Source organism: Rhodosalinus sp. FB01 (genome assembly GCF_041365715.1).
Lineage (GTDB): Bacteria > Pseudomonadota > Alphaproteobacteria > Rhodobacterales > Rhodobacteraceae > Rhodosalinus.
In genome coordinates, this window is sequence record NZ_JBGFSH010000001.1 from 214490 (window position 1) to 228920 (window position 14431).

The window sequence follows — 14431 nt, forward strand, 5'->3', positions numbered from 1 at the left end:
GTCAATGAAATTTACCGATAAATTGCTAGCGCATCACACGCAGCCAAGCTTAATTTATCGCGCTCGCGCATCTCTAAAGCTCACAAAAGATACCAACCTCTTTTGGTACTACAACAAGAACGAAGGTATTAATTTTGGTGACTGGATAGGCCCATACCTATTCTATAAGAAAACAGGAGAACTACCTTTTCGATACCTCCCAAGAGGCACGAGCCGCGCAACAACCTTATTTACTGTAGGAAGCATCTTGCATCGGATTAGGAAGCCAGGCAGTGCTATTGTTTGGGGAACTGGCGCCATAAGTGAAACCATTAGGTTCCCGCAACCGAAGAAAATCCGCGCAGTAAGAGGCCCCCTTACTCGTCAAGTATGCCTGAAACAAGGTTACGCTTGTCCAGAAATTTTCGGCGATCCCGCAATTTTGCTTCCCGACTTTTTCGAGCCACCGCAAACTTCATCAAAGAGCGAAATCGGTATAGTTCCACACTACATCGATCAGCAACTCTGTAAAAAATACTACTCACAAATTTCAGAGCTTAGAGTGATCGATGTAAACGCAGATGTCGAAGATGTCGTGTCGCAAATTGCTTCCTGCGACTACATTCTATCCAGTTCGCTTCACGGCCTAATTGTGGCACACAGCTTTGATATACCTGCGGCCTGGGTGGAATTGACCGGGAAACTCCGCGGAGGAACCTTCAAATTCCGAGACTATTTCGCCGCTGCAAATGCTCATGAAACAACTGCGACCCAACTCACGGGCAACGAAAGCGCAGCGCAACTGAAAGAAATTGTTAAAAAAGCAACCCAGCCAAGACTTGACCGCCTTCGAGCGCCACTTATAAGATCGTGCCCCTTTTAATTGAACACCGGTCAGAGTTCACTGTGGCGTGTTACCTTTTGCGCCGGGGGAATTTGAAATATGGCCTAACACCGTATTTGTAAAACTGCTGGATAAAATGCTTTCTCGGCATTAGCCCCCTGTACTTCCAAACAAATATGTGTTTATTCACATTTCCCTTGCTTTGACGACCTTCGTCGTGTTGCCTCGCGAAAGCAATAGCCTCGTGCGCGATTCCGATCTTTTCTCCTTTTCTCAGGACCTCGATAGCGAGCGCCCGATCCTCGGAGACTGGCAGCTCCTCATCAAACCCACCAATCTCGAGGAACAATTCTTTTTCAATCAAGACGTTTATGCCGCCGGCACCTGGATTTCGCAATACAAGAACATCAATTGTCGCTGTTTCCGCCGTAAGGTTTTCCTGTTCATGGGCTTGACCATACTTCCAGCGCATGATTGTTCCGTATACACAGCGCACCGCCTGTGATTTTGATGCCTCCGCCATATGGAACAAGAAATCTTCGGACCACCAGTCATCGTCATCCAGGAAGGCTAGATGCGTACCCTTGGCCATGGATGCGCCAATATTTCTCGCGCGCGAGGGACCAATTCTAGTATCCGTCTTATGATATTTCACCGACTCAGGCAGGCTGCCGCTCGCTTGAGGCTTTTGGCCATTATCGATCACAATGATCTCTATCGGCCGCAGCGTCTGCCGGAGCGCTGATTGGACGGCTTCTTGCAGAAGCTCGGACGGGCGGTCACAGGTTGGTATTATCACAGATATTTGCACGTCGTTATGCGCCTCTGCCGGATGCACCGTCTTTAGGCCAAGCGAAGGCTTCAATTTCCGGAATCTATTTGCATGCCATTATCTTTATGCCAGTATCAGCTTGTCATTGTTACGCACAAATCGCTGCCCGCACCTCCTCCGGCGTGCCCAGCTGCCTCGTCGCGGCCTCGCGCGCGATGCGCCGGATCATGCCCGAGAGCGCCTTGCCGGCGCCGATCTCCCAGAACTCGTCGACGCCCGCGCCGGCCATCCAGGCCACGGACTCGCGCCAGCGCACCGCGCCGGTCACCTGCTCGACCAGCAGGCGGCGGATCTCGTCGGGGTCGGTGACGGCCTCTGCGCGGACATTGGCCACCAGCGGCACGGCGGGCGGCGCGATCTCCACGCCGGCGAGCGCCTCGGCCATCTCCTCGGCCGCGGGCGCCATCAGCGCGCAGTGGAAGGGCGCGGAGACGGGCAGCAGAACGGCGCGCTTCCCCCCGCGCGCCTTCGCGATCTCCACCGCGCGCTCCACCGCCGCCTTGTGCCCCGAGATCACCACCTGCGCCGGGTCGTTGTCGTTCGCGGCCTCGCACACCTCGCCGCCCGCCGCCTCCGCGGCGACCTCGCGCGCGGCCTCCAGATCGAGCCCGAGAAGCGCGGCCATCGCGCCCTCGCCCACCGGCACCGCGCGCTGCATCGCCTCTCCGCGTCGGCGCAGGAGCCGCGCCGCGTCCGCCACCGAAAGCGCGCGGGCGGCCGCCAGCGCGGAATATTCACCGAGGGAGTGACCGGCGACGTAGGCCGCGGACGTCACGGCGACGCCCTCCGCCTCGAGCGCGCGCATCGCGGCGAGCGAGGTGGCCATGAGCGCGGGCTGCGCGTTGCGGGTGAGCGTCAGTTCCCCGGCGTCGCCCTCCCAGACGAGGTGCGACAGCCGCTCGCCCAGCGCCTCGTCCACCTCGTCGAAGACCGCTTGCGCGGCGGGGTAGGCCTCGGCCAGCGCGCGCCCCATGCCGATGGTCTGCGCGCCCTGTCCTGGAAATACGAATGCCCGGCTCATGCGGCCCTCCCTTTCAATCCCGCGCCCAGATAGCGGGCGCGGCGAGAGGGCGCAACGGCCGAGGCGGAGCCTCAGCGCGGGGCGGTCAGAAGCGTCGCGCTGCCGCCAAGCAGGAAGAGCGTGAGCCCGAACTTCAACAGCAGCGTTTCCATGGCGAAGAGGGATCCCGGCAGCACCCAGAGCCCGGCAGCCGCGGTGAGAAGCGCCACCCCCAGCACCCTGCAGAAAAGACGGTTGAGGCCCTGCGGCGTCGGCCGGGCGTTCTGAAGATCGGTAAGCGACATCACTCATCCTCCGTGGCTCGTCTTGTGTCCACCAAGGTCATTCAACACTGCGTCGAATTTTGGGCACATGCGGGGCAAGGCCGCGACGATGACGCGCCGCGCGCGCGGCGGCGTTTCCCCGGGGTGCCGGACTTGCGCCGAGGGTCGATCCGTGGCAAGTGACACGCCTTCCGCGCAAGCACTCTTTTGCCGCGCAGTCTCTCGTGGGTCGGGGCGCGGAAGCAGATCGTCCGGCCCTATGAAATGCGCCTGAACAGAAACGGAGCACGCATGCCGCTTTACGAGCATGTCCTGATCGCGCGTCAGGATCTTTCGAACGCGCAGGCCGAGGGGCTCATCGAGCATTTCGGCACCGTCCTGGCGGACAACGGGGGCCAGGTCGTCGACACCGAGTACTGGGGTGTCAAGACGATGGCCTACAAGATCAACAAGAACCGCAAGGGCCATTACGGCTTCATGCGGACGAACTCGCCCGCCGCGGCCATCCAGGAAATGGAGCGCCTGATGCGTCTGCACGACGACGTGATGCGCGTGCTGACCATCAAGGTCGACACCCATGACGAGGGTCCCTCGGTCCAGATGCAGAAGCGCGACGAACGCGGCGACCGCCGCGAGCGCCGCTGAGCGAGGAAAGGAGTTCCGAAAATGGCTGCAAAACCGTTTTTCCGCCGTCGCAAGGTCTGCCCCTTCTCGGGGGACAATGCGCCCAAGATCGATTACAAGGACACGAAGCTGCTGCAGCGCTACATCTCCGAGCGCGGCAAGATCGTGCCATCGCGCATAACCGCGGTATCGTCGAAGAAACAGCGCGAACTCGCCCGTGCGATCAAGCGCGCCCGCTTCCTCGCCCTGCTGCCCTACGCCGTGAAATAAGGAGAGAGCGATGCAAGTGATCCTTCTGGAACGCGTCGCGAAGCTCGGCCAGATGGGCGACGTCGTCGACGTCAAGCCCGGCTTCGCGCGCAACTTTCTCCTGCCGCAGGGCAAGGCGCTCAGCGCCTCCAAGGCCAACATCGCCGCCTTCGAATCCCGCAAGGCCGAGCTCGAGGCGCGCAACCTCGAAACCCGCAAGGAGGCCGAGGCGCTTTCCGAACGCCTCGACGGCCAGCAGTTCGTCGTGATTCGCCAGGCCTCGGACGGCGGCTCGCTTTACGGGTCCGTCGCTCCGCGCGATGCCGCGGACGCCGCGGCCGAGGCGGGCTTCTCGGTCGACCGCAAACAGGTCCTGATCGAAAAGCCGATCAAGGAGCTGGGGCTGCACACGGTCCTCGTGCGCCTTCACCCCGAGGTCGAGGCCCGGATCACGCTGAACGTGGCCCGCTCCCCCGAGGAGGCCGAAGTCCAGGCTTCGGGCAAGTCGATCCAGGAACTCGCCGCCGAGGAAGAGGCGCAAGCCGAATTCGAGATTGCCGAGCTCTTCGACGACATCGGCGCGGCCCAGCTCGACGAGCTCGACGAGGTCGGCGGCGAAAGCCGCGATGCGGACGAGCCCCGCGAAGACGGCTCCGACGAGGACACCGTCCAGGGCGCCTGAGGCGCCCGCCTTTCCCGGCCGCGGCGCGCCCGCGGCCGGGCGCGTCCCCGGCATTCACACCTTGCCTTTCTCTACCCAAGGATGTAACGTCTCACCTACTTCAACGTAGGGCGGGAAGGCCTGATTCAGGCTGGGGGACGTCGTGGTCCTCGATCGGAACCTTGGCTTCCTATCTTCTTCGCCGTCCGACATTGCCCGCCGAGGCTGCGAGGGAAGATGGATATGAATTCAGTGGATGTCATGGTCGGTCAGCGGGTGCGTGCGCGGCGCGCGGCCCTCGGCATGAGCCAGACGGAACTCGGGCGACGGATCGGCGTCAAGTTCCAGCAGGTCCAGAAATACGAATCCGGCCAGAACCGCGTCAGCGCGTCCAGGCTGTGGGCCATTGCCGAGGCACTCGACGTCCCGGTTGTCCATTTCTTCGAACAGTTGCCCGTCGGATCGGCATCTGACGCCGGGCGCGCCGATTTTCTCGGCGATGCCCGCGCCATGCGCCTTGTGAGCGACTTCCTGTGCCTTCCCGAAGAGCAGAAGAAGGCCGTTCTTGATATCGTCGCGTCCATGGCGCACCGTGAGGGGTCAGACAGAACGGCGGAGCGACTCGGCGCCTGATCGCCACAAGACATGCCCGACCTCCCGGGTTCCGGGGCCGGGCCGAACCCAGCGGAGCCCGGATGGATCCTATCGACCTTGGAACGATCTCCGAGGAAGATCGCAGCTTCGAAGATTTCCTTGCGCAGATCTGCGACAGGCTGGGCTTCGATCACGCGGCCTATGCCGGCAGCAACCCCATAAACGGCACGCTCCACGGCCATGTGACCTATCCGGAGTCGTGGAAGCGCCACTATGTCCGCAACGGCTTTCACAACATCGACCCGACGCTCATTTCGGCCGGGCGCAGCATCGCGCCGGTGGACTGGCGCCGCCTCGAGCGCGACGCGCGCTTCCACCGCGTCTTCCGCGATGCGCATGACTTCGGTATCGCCGATCGCGGCATGACCGTGCCGGTCCGGGGCCCCTTCGGCGAGGTGGGCATGCTGAGCGTCACGCGCGATTGCACGCCGTCCGACTGGGATGACTTCCTGCCCGGCGTGATCGCGGATCTGCAGGCGGCGGCCGTGCACCTGCACGACACGGTGATGCGGTCGGACGTGCTCTCGCGCGCGCTGCGCTTTCCCGCGCTCTCCCTGCGCGAACTGGAAATCCTGCAATGGACGGCCGCCGGCAAGTCGCAACAGGACATCGGCGACATCCTGTCGATCTCGCATCGCACGGTAGAGGTGCATCTTCGCTCGGCGCGCGAAAAGCTCTACTCTCTCACCACGCCCCAGGCCGTCGGCCGCGCGATCGGGCTCGGGCTCATCCAGCCCCGCTGAGCGCCGCCTCGCGGCGACCGGCAGGGCCCCCGCCCGCCAAGGATCCGTTTGCGCAAGAGAGCTACGGGATTTCCCCAATGGAGTAGATCGGTCCATCCCCTAAAGTTTTTCCACGGAAACATCGGGGGAAACCGAAATGATCATTGTCATCGACGCCATCAACAAGCACCGCTTCCAGCACGTTCTGGACGACATGTTCCGCCTTCGCGCGCGTGTCTTCGCCGACCGGCTCGGGTGGGAGGTGGAAGTCAGCGACGGCAAGGAAATCGACAAGTTCGACCGGCTGGATCCGGCCTATGTGGTCGGTCTCGACGACGAGGGCCATGTGGTCGCGTGCGTCCGTGCGCTGCAGACGACCGGCCCGCACATGCTGGCCGACGTGTTCTCCGCAATTTTAGACGGCGAGCCGCCGCTGCGCAGCGCGACGCTCTGGGAATCGACCCGCTTCTGCGTGGACACGCAGCGTCTTGGCCGCGGCAAGGCGCGCAACTCGATCTCTTACGCGACCTGCGAGCTGATGATCGGATCGCTCGAATTCGCGCGCCGTTCGGGCATCTCGGACATCGTGACGGTGATCGACCCCATCATCGATCGCATCCTGAAACGCTCGAACAGCGCCCCCTACGACTACCTCGGCACGGCCAAGCCGATGGGCAAGGTCACGGCGATGGCCGCGCTTCTCGATTGCACCGAAGAGCGGATCAACCGGATCCGTGCCTTCGCGGGCATCCATCACGACGTGCATCTGAGCGACGAAGAGGCGCTTGCGCTGGTCGCGCGCCGGGTCGCCGGCGAAGCGACCGCGGCGGGTCAGCCGACGCTGGCCGTGGTCGATGGCGACAGTCCGGAGGAAAACGCTCCGGCCCCGAGCATCGACGCGCTGTGCGCTTACCTGCGCGCGCAGATCCGTGACGCACGGGACGAGACGGAGCTGGAGGCCGCGCTGGCACTCATGGAAGAGCTCCTGAAATCCGGTCGCGGCGAGACGCCGAAGCGTCCCGCCCCGCACCGCGTGGTCGGCTGACGCCGGCTGCGGGGCCCGGGCGGCGGCGCCCCCCAGCCCGCGCCGCCCGGACCTCAGAGCTCCGCCCTTGGGCGGAGCTCACTCTTCTTCCATCGCCTCCACGGCGGCCTGAAGCTCGTCCTTGCCGACCTCGCGCTCGGTGACCTCGGCAAGCTCTAGGATATAATCGACGACCTTGTCCTCGAAGATCGGCGCCCGCAGCTGCTGCTGCATCTGCGGATTCTGCTGCACGAACTCGAAGAACTGCCGCTCCTGGCCGGGATATTGCCGCGCCTGCGCCATCACCGCCTGCGTCATCTCCGCATCGGAAACCTCGATCTCCGCGCGGTTGCCCAGCTCGGCCAGAAGCAGGCCAAGCCGCACCCGGCGCTCGGCCAGCCTCATGTGCTCGTCGGTGGGCTCGATCTCGGGGTGATCGTGGCCTTCGACGTCCGGGTTCTCCTCGTGCCAGAGCTGGTGCGCGATCTGCTTGGCCTCGGCCTCGAGCAGGCTCGGCGGGAGGTCGAAATCGACCATCTCGTCGAGCTTGTCGAGAAGCGTCCGCTTGGCGACCGCGCGCGCAGCGCCGGCATACTCGGCCTCCAGCCGCTCGCGGATCTGGGCCTTGAGCGCCTCCAGATCGTCCGCCCCGTAACGCTGCGCGAGCGCGTCGTCGATTTCGGCGGCCTTGGGCGCCTTCACCGCCTTCACCGTGACGTCGAAGGCCGCAAGCTTCCCGGCGAGGGCCTCGGCGCCGTAATCCTCGGGGAAGGTCACCTCGATCGTCTTCTCCTCGCCCGCGGTCACGCCGGCGAGCTGCTCCTCGAAGCCGGGGATGAAGCTGCCCGAGCCAAGGGTCAGCGGGAAATCCTCGGCGGCGCCGCCCTCGAAGGGTTCGCCGTCCAGCTTGCCGACGAAATCGATGACAACCTGGTCGCCGTCTTCCGCCGCGGCGCCCGCGTCGCGGTCCTCGAAGTCCTGGGCGTTCTCGGCAAGGCTTTGCAGCGCCTCGTCCACCGCCTCCTCCGACGGCTTCACGACAAGCCGCTCGAGCGAGATCGACGAGAGGTCGGGCTCGGGAACCTCGGGCAGCGCCTCGTAGGTCATCTCGACGAGGACATCGTCGCCTTCCTTCCAGTCCTCGCCCTTCATCTGGACCTGCGGCTGCGCGGCGGGGCGGTCACCGGTCTGCTCGAAATGCTCGGACATGGCGGCGTCGATGCTCTCCTGCATCGCCTCGCCCAGAAGGCGCTGGCCGAACTGCTTCTTCAGCAGCGCCATCGGCACCTTGCCCTTGCGAAAGCCCTTCATTTCCACCTCGGGCCGCGCCTCGGCGAGCTTCTCGTTGACCTTTTCGTCAAGCTCCGCGGCGGTGACGGTGATCTCGTAGCCGCGCTTCAGCCCGTCCTTGAGAGTCTCGGTGACCTGCATTCTCAGTCCTTCTCAAACTTGTCTGGTGCGGGTGGAGGGACTTGAACCCCCACGCCTCGCGGCGCCAGAACCTAAATCTGGTGCGTCTACCAGTTCCGCCACACCCGCCAATAGAACGAGAGGGCACCCGCCGGGTCCCCGCCGTTTCGCGGCTGTCTAGCAAAGCGCCCCTGGGGATGCGAGAGGAAAAAAGGCGCCAGAAAAACCGCGACATCAACCAGATTTTGCCGTATTCTGATGAGAAACAATAAGGCAGGCGAAGCAGGACCAGCCCATGAGACCTCGACAGCCACGTCGCGTCAGCGACGCCGGACTCGATCTGTGCCAGCCGCCCGGAACGGGGGGCATCCCCGCAGGCGCGATCGTCTACAGCAAGGACGGCGAACTCCCGGTGGAGTATCTCTGCCCGGGCGACCGCATCATCACCCGCGATCGCGGCCTCGCGACGCTCCGCGCCGTGACGTGGCGCAGGGCACGCATGAGACGGATCCGCTTTCCGGCCCGCGTGATGGGCCAGCTTCGGCCGATCCGCGACACGGCGCTGCCGGGCTGCCAGGGCGTGCTCATCCGCGATTGGCGGGCGCAGGCGCTTTACGGCGCGGAGCAGGCGATCATTCCCGCCGCGCGGCTGGTGGACGGCACCTGCGTCACGGATGAGGGCGTGGCGGAGTGGACGCTCTTCACCCTGCAGTTCGACAGCCCGCACATCGTCTACGCCGACGGGCTGGAGCTCGCCGCCGCCTCGGCCATGACCGCCCCCGCCGAGAGCTGAGGCTCAGCCAAGCGACCGCAGGACCGACGGCAGCATCTCGGGCAGGTCTTCCGCCACGAGGCCGGCACCGAAGGCGATTGCCGTTTCCTGATGCAGCCAAGCCGCCGTCGCAGCGGCATCGAGGGGCGCGTGCCCCTGCGCCAGAAGCCCTGCGACGAAGCCCGAAAGCACGTCTCCCGCGCCCGCCGTGGCAAGCCAGGGGGCGGCGCGCTCATGGACCGCCGCGCTCAGGGCCGCGGAGGGTCCGGGCCCCGCGATCACCGTGTCGGCCCCCTTGAAAAGCAGCGTGCCGCCAAGGCGCGCCGCCGCCTGCCGCGCCACCTCGACCTTCGAGACGGCCGGCCCCTTGACGGGTGGCGCGTCGAGCGCTTCGGACAGGTCCGGAAAGAGACGCGCGAACTCTCCTCCATGCGGCGTGAGCACGCATCCCGCGTGGACGAGCCGCGCCAGTGTCCTGTCCGCCGCCAGCAGCGTGAGCGCGTCCGCGTCAAGAACTGCGGCGCGCCCGGAGCGAAGCGCCACCTCGAGGATCGCCGCCTCCCGCGCACCGGTGCCCAGCCCGGGGCCGAGGCACAGCACGGTGATGCGCGGATCCTCGAGCAGTTCCGCGAGGCGGTCGGCGTCGGCGACCTCCCGCAGCATGATGGCGTCCAGCCGCGCGGCATTCTCGGTGCGCGCCTCGGGCGGGCAGCCCACCGTCACGAGCCCCGCGCCCATGCGCAGCGCGCCGCGCGCGGCCAGCCGCGCCGCACCGCCCTGCCCCGCCCCGCCCGACAGGACGAGCGCATGGCCGTACTCGTATTTCTGGGCCTCGGGCCGCTTGCGCGGCGGCGCGAAGGGCGGCGATCCGGGGCGCACGAGACGAAGCAGGGCGGCGCCCGGTCCCGTCGCGGCGTCCCCGCCCAGGCCGATGTCGTGCACCGCAAGCCGCCCGCAGAGCCTCGGGCCGTCGCGCAGGAAATGTCCGGGCTTGGCGCGATGGAAGCTCACCGTCAGGTCGGCGGGCGCGAACACGCAGTCCCCGGCCGGCGCGCCGGGGCGGCCGGCCGGCACAAGCGCCGCGCCACTGTCGGCGCAAAGCCCGCTCGGGATGTCCACCGCAAGGACACGGACGCCGTCCATGCCGCGTACGGCCCGGCCCCAACGGACGATCTCGTCCGGGATCGCACGGCCGAGCCCGGTGCCGAACAGCGCGTCCACCACGAGATCGGGGGCCGCCGCGCTTTCGGGCGGGGCGCCGTGCACCGGCCCGGTTGCGGCCCAGCGGTCGTGTTTGGCGCGCGCGTCGGGCGGCAGCTTCTGGGCTTCGCCGAAGAGCACGACCTCCACCTGCCAGCCACGCCCGGCGAGGAGCCGCGCCACCACGAACCCGTCGCCGCCGTTGTTGCCCGGCCCGCAGAACACCCAGGCCCGCCGCGGCGCGGCCGCGAGATCGGGCCAGGCCTCGAACGCCTCCGCCACCACGCCACGGCCCGCACGCTCCATGAGCGACAGCCCGGTGGCCGCCCCGGCCTCCATGGCCGAGCGCTCGGCCGCGCGCATCTGCTCCGCGGTCAGCACCTCGCAGGGCGCCCGGCTCACCGATTCAACTCTGCTCATTTTATATGCGCCTCGCACAAAACCGCGCCACGCGACGGGAAACCCCTCCCCGCTCCGTGGCGCTCTCAGCCTATCCGATTGTCGCCCCGGCGCGAAACTGGTCTCACCGCCGTGACACGGGAAGCGAGGGAGACCCCGGGATGAAGAAGATCGAGGCGATCATCAAGCCGTTCAAGCTCGACGAGGTGAAGGAAGCACTGCAGGAGGTGGGTGTGCAGGGCCTTTCCGTCATCGAGGTCAAGGGCTTCGGACGGCAGAAGGGGCACACGGAGCTTTATCGCGGGGCGGAGTACGTCGTGGATTTCCTTCCCAAGGTGAAGATCGAGGTCGTTCTCGACGACGACCAGGTGGACGCGGCGGTGGAGGCCATCGTCAGCGCCGCCAAGACCGACAAGATCGGCGACGGCAAGATCTTCGTCAGCCCCGTGGAACAGGCGATCCGCATCCGCACCGGCGAGACCGGCTCGGACGCGATCTGATAAACGCCCAAATCTAGACGAAAGGGACCAAGGGAATGAGCAAGGACTCCATCCTCAAGACCATCAAGGACGAGGACGTGGCCTACGTCGACCTGCGCTTCTGCGACCCGCGCGGGAAGATGCACCACGTCACGGTCATGTCCGATCTGGTGGACGAGGACTTCATCGACGAGGGATTCATGTTCGACGGCTCCTCCATCAACGGATGGAAGGGGATCGAAGCGTCGGACATGAACATGAAGCTGGACCTCGACAGCAGCTACATCGATCCGTTCTATGCCGAGAAGACGCTCGCGGTGCATTGCTCCATCGTCGAGCCGGACACCGGCGAGCACTACGACCGCGACCCGCGCGGCACCGCGGAGAAGGCAGAGACCTACCTGAAATCCTCGGGGATCGGCGATACCTCCTTTTTCGGTCCCGAGGCCGAGTTCTTCCTTTTCGACGACGTCCGCTTCTCGGTGGGCATGAACAAGGTGTCCTACGAGGTGGACGCGCTCGACGCGTCGTGGAACACCGACACCGAATACGAGATGGGCAACATGGGCCACCGCCCGGGCATCAAGGGCGGCTACTTCCCGCTGCCGCCCGTCGATGACGGGCAGGACATCCGCTCCGAGATGCTGTCCACGATGAAGCGCATCGGCATGACCGTGGACAAGCACCACCACGAGGTCGCGTCCTGCCAGCACGAACTCGGGCTGATCTTCTCGACCCTGACCAAGCAGGCCGACGAGCTGCAGAAATACAAGTATGTCATCCACAACGTGGCGCAGGCCTACGGCAAGACGGCGACCTTCATGCCCAAGCCCATCGCCGGCGACAACGGCACCGGCATGCACGTCAACATGTCGATCTGGAAGGACGGCAAGCCGCTCTTCGCGGGCGACAAGTACGCCGACCTCAGCCAGGAGGCGCTGTGGTACATCGGCGGGCTTCTGAAGCACGCCAAGACGCTCAACGCCTTCACCAACCCGTCGACGAACTCCTACAAGCGGCTCATCCCGGGCTTCGAGGCGCCGGTGCTGCGCGCCTATTCCGCCCGCAACCGCTCGGGCTGCATCCGGATCCCGTGGACCGAAAGCCCGAAGGCCAAGCGGGTCGAGGCGCGTTTCCCCGACCCGTCGGCGAACCCCTACCTGTGCTTCGCCGCGCTGCTCATGGCCGGCCTCGACGGGATCAAGAACAAGATCGATCCGGGCGAGGCGATGGACAAGAACCTCTACGACCTGCCGGCAGAGGAGCTCGAGGGCATCCCGACCGTCTGCGGGTCGCTGCGCGAGGCCATCGACTGCCTGAAGGCGGATCACGAGTTCCTTCTCGCGGGCGACGTCTTTACCAAGGACCAGATCGACGGCTACATCGATCTCAAGATGGAAGAGATCGAAACCTACGAGCACACGCCGCACCCGGTCGAATTCAAGCTCTACTACAGCTGCTGAACCGTATCGTTTCCAAGGTTCGCGGGGGGCGCCTTCGGGCGCCCCGTTTCGTTTCCGAACCGGCGACGACGCGTCGGGAGTCCGGCACTTGCCCCCGGTTCTGCGAATTCGGGTCACGAATTCTCCGCGATTGACCGTCATTCTCCTTCGGAAACCCGAGCGAGGGCGACGATGACCGCGATCCCGCACACCCTGCACGGCACGGGCCATTACGCCGCGCTCGTGTTTCCGGCCGACGAAGCGCCGTCGGCGGCGGCGCTTCTGGACCGGCTCGACTGCTGGCTCGAGCAGGCCGGCCACACCGTGCGCGCGGCACGGCTTCACCCGTCGAACGGGGCCGCGCTGATCGAAACGGACGGGTTCCGGGTCACGGTGATGGAAAGCGTGGGCGAGACCGCGAAGGAGCGCCGCCTCGCCATCCGGCTGGAGGAAACCGGCGGCTCGGCCAACGCCGCGCTCCTCGCCCTGATCGGCATCACCTACGGGCTTACGGCGCGGCTCGGGCCTGTCGCGCTCGAGTGGCAGGAACCCGGTCTCCGGCTCGATGTCGCGGATTTCCTGCGCGTGATCCCGGGGCCGATCGGCCGCGTGCGGCCCGCACGCCCCGCGCGCGTGCGCCGCCCCGCCGCCCCGGCCCCGCCGCCGCCCGGGGCAGCGCAGGACGCCTCGCCGCCGGCACGGGCGGACGCAGCCCGCTACGCCCCCCCGGCCGCGCGACGGCCCGGACGGGCCGAGACGCTTCTGCCCTGGACCTTCACGGCCGCAATCGCGACGATCTACCTGCCTCTCGCGCCGGTGCTCGCCGCGATCAACCTTCGCCACGGGGCCGATCCGCGCCTGCCCGTCCACGCGATGGCCCTGGCCGGGATCTATGTCCTGCTCGAGCGGGCGGGCACCTTCGAGCATCTGGCCGCGCTCGCCCTGTCCTGAAGATCCCGGAGGCGGCAGCGAACGCTTTGCCGCAGCGTAAACTTTGGCTACGCTTCCCCCGTTGGCACCGCACACGGAGGGACACGATGCACGCCCGACAGAGGAGCCGCGCCATGGGCGCGCTTTTCGCGCTCGCCGCCGCCGCCTCGACCCCCGCCGCCGCCGCGCCTTGCGGCAACACCGGCGCGGGCTTCGAGACATGGAAGGCCGCCTTCGCGCAGGACGCCGCCCGCGCCGGGGTCGGTCAGCGCGGCCTGCAGGCGCTCGCCGCCTCGCGCTATGCGCAGTCCACCATCAACGCCGACCGCAACCAGAAGAGTTTTCGTCTCGGGCTCGACGAGTTCATGCGGGTGCGCGGCTCGGCCACCATCGTCAGGCAGGGCCGCCAGCGCCTTGCCCGGAACCCGCGGTTCTACTCCTCGCTCGAACGCGCCTACGGCGTGCCAGCGGGCGTTCTGATCGCGATCCACGGCATGGAAACGGGGTTCGGGCGCTTCATGGGCGACAGCCAGGTCGTCTCGGCCATCGTGACGCTGGCCTATGACTGCCGCCGGAGCGATTTCTTCAGGCCCCACGCCATCGGCGCGCTGAGGCTCGTGGACAACGGGACGATCTCCGCCGGCACGCTCGGCGCCCGGCACGGGGAGCTCGGCCACACCCAGTTCCTGCCTGGCAACGCGCTGCGCTACGGGGTGGACGCCAACCGGGACGGCCGGGTGGATTTCTATTCCGAAGCCGACGCGCTCGCCTCCACCGCGAACTTCCTCGTGCAGAAGGGCTGGCAACGCGGCGCCGGATACCAGCCCGGCGAACGCAACTTCCGCGTGATTCAGGAATGGAACGCGGCTTCCGTCTACCAGCAGACCATCGCGATCATGGCGGCGCAGATCGACGGTCGGGGCTGA

17 protein-coding genes and 1 tRNA gene are annotated in these 14431 nt (G+C 66.0%); 12 read left to right on the forward strand and 6 right to left on the reverse strand.

The genetic code is table 11. From position 1 onward, the window contains the following. Nucleotides 1-4: 4 nt before the first annotated feature. Nucleotides 5-862 carry a polysaccharide pyruvyl transferase family protein gene (locus AB6A65_RS00995; protein WP_371036489.1) on the forward strand — a complete coding sequence of 286 codons (858 nt, stop codon included), beginning with the start codon at nt 5-7 and terminating at the stop codon, nt 860-862. A 31-nt stretch (nt 863-893) separates the two neighbouring features. Here the strand turns inward: AB6A65_RS00995 and AB6A65_RS01000 are convergent, their stop codons facing one another. The 3 genes from AB6A65_RS01000 to AB6A65_RS01010 form a co-directional block, all read right to left on the reverse strand. Beyond that, nucleotides 894-1688, reverse strand: coding sequence for a glycosyltransferase family 2 protein (locus AB6A65_RS01000; RefSeq protein WP_371036490.1), 795 nt, complete (start codon nt 1686-1688; stop codon nt 894-896). Nucleotides 1689-1743: 55 nt separating this feature from the next. Beyond that, nucleotides 1744-2676: an ACP S-malonyltransferase gene (fabD, locus tag AB6A65_RS01005; protein WP_371036491.1), complete on the reverse strand. Its 933-nt coding sequence runs from the start codon at nt 2674-2676 to the stop codon at nt 1744-1746. A 71-nt stretch (nt 2677-2747) separates the two neighbouring features. Next, on the reverse strand, nt 2748-2960 hold the full coding sequence (locus tag AB6A65_RS01010; protein ID WP_371036492.1) for a hypothetical protein: 213 nt from the start codon (nt 2958-2960) through the stop codon (nt 2748-2750). 270 nt (nt 2961-3230) lie between these two features. On the opposite strand from AB6A65_RS01010, the gene rpsF reads away from it, so the two are divergent. From rpsF to AB6A65_RS01040, 6 genes are all read left to right on the forward strand, one after another. After that, a complete protein-coding gene (gene rpsF / locus AB6A65_RS01015; protein ID WP_371036493.1) occupies nt 3231-3584 on the forward strand; it encodes a 30S ribosomal protein S6 in 354 nt (117 codons plus the stop codon). A gap of 21 nt (nt 3585-3605) precedes the next feature. Further along, a complete protein-coding gene (gene rpsR / locus AB6A65_RS01020; RefSeq protein WP_020040241.1) occupies nt 3606-3833 on the forward strand; it encodes a 30S ribosomal protein S18 in 228 nt (75 codons plus the stop codon). 10 nt (nt 3834-3843) lie between these two features. Continuing rightward, nucleotides 3844-4494, forward strand: a complete 651-nt coding sequence (gene rplI / locus AB6A65_RS01025; protein WP_371036494.1) for a 50S ribosomal protein L9 — start codon at nt 3844-3846, stop codon at nt 4492-4494. Nucleotides 4495-4734: 240 nt separating this feature from the next. Continuing rightward, nucleotides 4735-5106: a helix-turn-helix domain-containing protein gene (locus tag AB6A65_RS01030; RefSeq protein WP_371036806.1), complete on the forward strand. Its 372-nt coding sequence runs from the start codon at nt 4735-4737 to the stop codon at nt 5104-5106. Between the two features lie 62 nt (nt 5107-5168). Continuing rightward, entirely contained in the window at nt 5169-5870 is a 702-nt protein-coding gene (locus tag AB6A65_RS01035; protein ID WP_371036495.1) for a LuxR family transcriptional regulator, read from the forward strand. A 136-nt stretch (nt 5871-6006) separates the two neighbouring features. Continuing rightward, nucleotides 6007-6894: an acyl-homoserine-lactone synthase gene (locus tag AB6A65_RS01040; RefSeq protein ID WP_371036496.1), complete on the forward strand. Its 888-nt coding sequence runs from the start codon at nt 6007-6009 to the stop codon at nt 6892-6894. Nucleotides 6895-6972: 78 nt separating this feature from the next. On the opposite strand, the gene tig is transcribed toward AB6A65_RS01040, so the two are convergent. Next, nucleotides 6973-8304, reverse strand: a complete 1332-nt coding sequence (gene tig, locus AB6A65_RS01045) for a trigger factor (RefSeq protein ID WP_371036497.1) — start codon at nt 8302-8304, stop codon at nt 6973-6975. 23 nt (nt 8305-8327) lie between these two features. Further along, nucleotides 8328-8412, reverse strand: a tRNA-Leu gene (locus tag AB6A65_RS01050). A gap of 166 nt (nt 8413-8578) precedes the next feature. On the opposite strand from AB6A65_RS01050, the gene AB6A65_RS01055 reads away from it, so the two are divergent. Next, entirely contained in the window at nt 8579-9076 is a 498-nt protein-coding gene (locus AB6A65_RS01055) for a Hint domain-containing protein (protein ID WP_371036498.1), read from the forward strand. A gap of 3 nt (nt 9077-9079) precedes the next feature. On the opposite strand, the gene AB6A65_RS01060 is transcribed toward AB6A65_RS01055, so the two are convergent. Then, a complete protein-coding gene (locus AB6A65_RS01060; RefSeq protein ID WP_371036499.1) occupies nt 9080-10675 on the reverse strand; it encodes an NAD(P)H-hydrate dehydratase in 1596 nt (531 codons plus the stop codon). Between the two features lie 140 nt (nt 10676-10815). On the opposite strand from AB6A65_RS01060, the gene AB6A65_RS01065 reads away from it, so the two are divergent. The 4 genes from AB6A65_RS01065 to AB6A65_RS01080 all read left to right on the forward strand — a co-directional run bounded on the left by AB6A65_RS01065 (nt 10816) and on the right by AB6A65_RS01080 (nt 14431). Beyond that, entirely contained in the window at nt 10816-11154 is a 339-nt protein-coding gene (locus tag AB6A65_RS01065) for a P-II family nitrogen regulator (protein ID WP_371036500.1), read from the forward strand. 35 nt (nt 11155-11189) lie between these two features. Next, nucleotides 11190-12596 carry a type I glutamate--ammonia ligase gene (glnA, locus tag AB6A65_RS01070; protein ID WP_371036501.1) on the forward strand — a complete coding sequence of 469 codons (1407 nt, stop codon included), beginning with the start codon at nt 11190-11192 and terminating at the stop codon, nt 12594-12596. Between the two features lie 171 nt (nt 12597-12767). Then, a complete protein-coding gene (locus AB6A65_RS01075) occupies nt 12768-13526 on the forward strand; it encodes a hypothetical protein (RefSeq protein WP_371036502.1) in 759 nt (252 codons plus the stop codon). 113 nt (nt 13527-13639) lie between these two features. Further along, complete coding sequence (locus AB6A65_RS01080) at nt 13640-14431, forward strand: lytic transglycosylase domain-containing protein (RefSeq protein ID WP_371036503.1); 792 nt, start codon at nt 13640-13642, stop codon at nt 14429-14431.

Coding starts and splice junctions, on each gene's coding strand:
- tig (WP_371036497.1), bottom strand. CDS start 8,304: ATGCAGGTCACCGAGACTCTCAAGGACGGGCTGAAGCGCGGCTACGAG.
- rpsF (WP_371036493.1), top strand. CDS start 3,231: ATGCCGCTTTACGAGCATGTCCTGATCGCGCGTCAGGATCTTTCGAAC.
- glnA (WP_371036501.1), top strand. CDS start 11,190: ATGAGCAAGGACTCCATCCTCAAGACCATCAAGGACGAGGACGTGGCC.
- AB6A65_RS01060 (WP_371036499.1), bottom strand. CDS start 10,675: ATGAGCAGAGTTGAATCGGTGAGCCGGGCGCCCTGCGAGGTGCTGACC.
- AB6A65_RS01075 (WP_371036502.1), top strand. CDS start 12,768: ATGACCGCGATCCCGCACACCCTGCACGGCACGGGCCATTACGCCGCG.
- AB6A65_RS01040 (WP_371036496.1), top strand. CDS start 6,007: ATGATCATTGTCATCGACGCCATCAACAAGCACCGCTTCCAGCACGTT.
- AB6A65_RS01010 (WP_371036492.1), bottom strand. CDS start 2,960: ATGTCGCTTACCGATCTTCAGAACGCCCGGCCGACGCCGCAGGGCCTC.
- rplI (WP_371036494.1), top strand. CDS start 3,844: ATGCAAGTGATCCTTCTGGAACGCGTCGCGAAGCTCGGCCAGATGGGC.
- AB6A65_RS01030 (WP_371036806.1), top strand. CDS start 4,735: ATGGTCGGTCAGCGGGTGCGTGCGCGGCGCGCGGCCCTCGGCATGAGC.
- AB6A65_RS01080 (WP_371036503.1), top strand. CDS start 13,640: ATGGGCGCGCTTTTCGCGCTCGCCGCCGCCGCCTCGACCCCCGCCGCC.
- fabD (WP_371036491.1), bottom strand. CDS start 2,676: ATGAGCCGGGCATTCGTATTTCCAGGACAGGGCGCGCAGACCATCGGC.
- AB6A65_RS01065 (WP_371036500.1), top strand. CDS start 10,816: ATGAAGAAGATCGAGGCGATCATCAAGCCGTTCAAGCTCGACGAGGTG.
- AB6A65_RS01035 (WP_371036495.1), top strand. CDS start 5,169: ATGGATCCTATCGACCTTGGAACGATCTCCGAGGAAGATCGCAGCTTC.
- AB6A65_RS00995 (WP_371036489.1), top strand. CDS start 5: ATGAAATTTACCGATAAATTGCTAGCGCATCACACGCAGCCAAGCTTA.
- AB6A65_RS01055 (WP_371036498.1), top strand. CDS start 8,579: ATGAGACCTCGACAGCCACGTCGCGTCAGCGACGCCGGACTCGATCTG.
- rpsR (WP_020040241.1), top strand. CDS start 3,606: ATGGCTGCAAAACCGTTTTTCCGCCGTCGCAAGGTCTGCCCCTTCTCG.